This window comes from Candidatus Hakubella thermalkaliphila, assembly GCF_013281975.1.
GTDB lineage: Bacteria > Actinomycetota > Humimicrobiia > Hakubellales > Hakubellaceae > Hakubella > Hakubella thermalkaliphila.
Window position 1 is genome coordinate 1 of sequence record NZ_BLRZ01000283.1, and the last position, 1,109, is coordinate 1,109.

Annotated in this window: 1 protein-coding gene; it reads left to right on the forward strand. The window is 40.1% G+C overall.

Annotation, left to right across the window (positions count from 1 at the left end):
* The first annotated feature begins 95 nt into the window (after nucleotides 1-95).
* Nucleotides 96-545, forward strand: a complete 450-nt coding sequence (locus HW443_RS11595) for a hypothetical protein (protein ID WP_176238262.1) — start codon at nucleotides 96-98, stop codon at nucleotides 543-545.
* Nucleotides 546-1,109 lie beyond the last annotated feature (564 nt).

Here is a 1,109-nt window from a genome sequence, read left to right on the forward strand (position 1 = left end):
GCAAAGGGCACCGATAGATGAATGGTCATATAATCTTGGTAATCTGGGAGGGCTACCGGAAAAACACTTGCACAGCTTTTTCATAGATGAAATCTTTGCTTGATAAAATTTCAGCAAAGCGCCATTTGGCAGCAATCAAACACATAAACCCTCACGGATTGGCAATGTTTATCCGCCTCGGGCGGATACAAAAAGCAAACCAATGCGAAAACGGCTTTTGCCTGCCTGTCGGCAGGCAGGGCTGCGGCTGGTCGTTTTTATCAGATAAGCATTACAATCATACCGCTGACGGCAATGTCCCGAACGTTAACTGGAACCGCGACAATCGGCAGGCCAACTTGGACAGGAACGATCCCGAGAATTCCAATTCTGACAATGGCGTTCGCGGCGCGAAGAGAGATTATGCGTTGTTTAAAGATTTTATCCAGCCGCCGAGCATCCTGCCGATTTCCGTCAGTTTGCTCTACGTTTGGAAAATTTTTGTTTCATTGGCGATTTCCATTTCCAGGAAAAGCCGAAGTTTCAATACAGAAATTTCCAAATGACTGCCGGCTTTAATCAAATAAGATGATTTAAGCGGTTTGGGGGCGTTTTTCGCCATAATTAATTCTTGAAGCAGAGACAAGATGGAATTTTCCAAACTCATTCCAAGCGAATACCGCCATCTTTTTCCAGATGATTATTAATATCAATAATTGGCGTTACTGCAAAAAGGTCAAAATTTGTGTATTTGGCTCTGTCCGGCGAATCTAAATCGGATGGTAAATTGGCCCAAAATCTGGTTTTTGCAGTAACGCCATAATTGATTTATAGGACTCGTATGTCCTGTTTATTATGGGTAATTCTTCCATAGATTTAAGTTTAGCAAATATTTGGCAAAGTTGGTTTAAATTCAAAAAAGGGAAAAGAGTAACAATAGTTAAGAAACACAGCAAAACCAAAAAGATAAAAGAGTTTAATTGGAAAATTTTGTGTATTCTGGTCCAAACTTACCACCAATTCCGCTCAAACTTACCACTGATTCTGGATAAGACTTACCAGTGATTCTGGAATTTATAGCAAACGGCAAAAAATTATTTACATGATGACCAAAAAATGATATCCTGAAT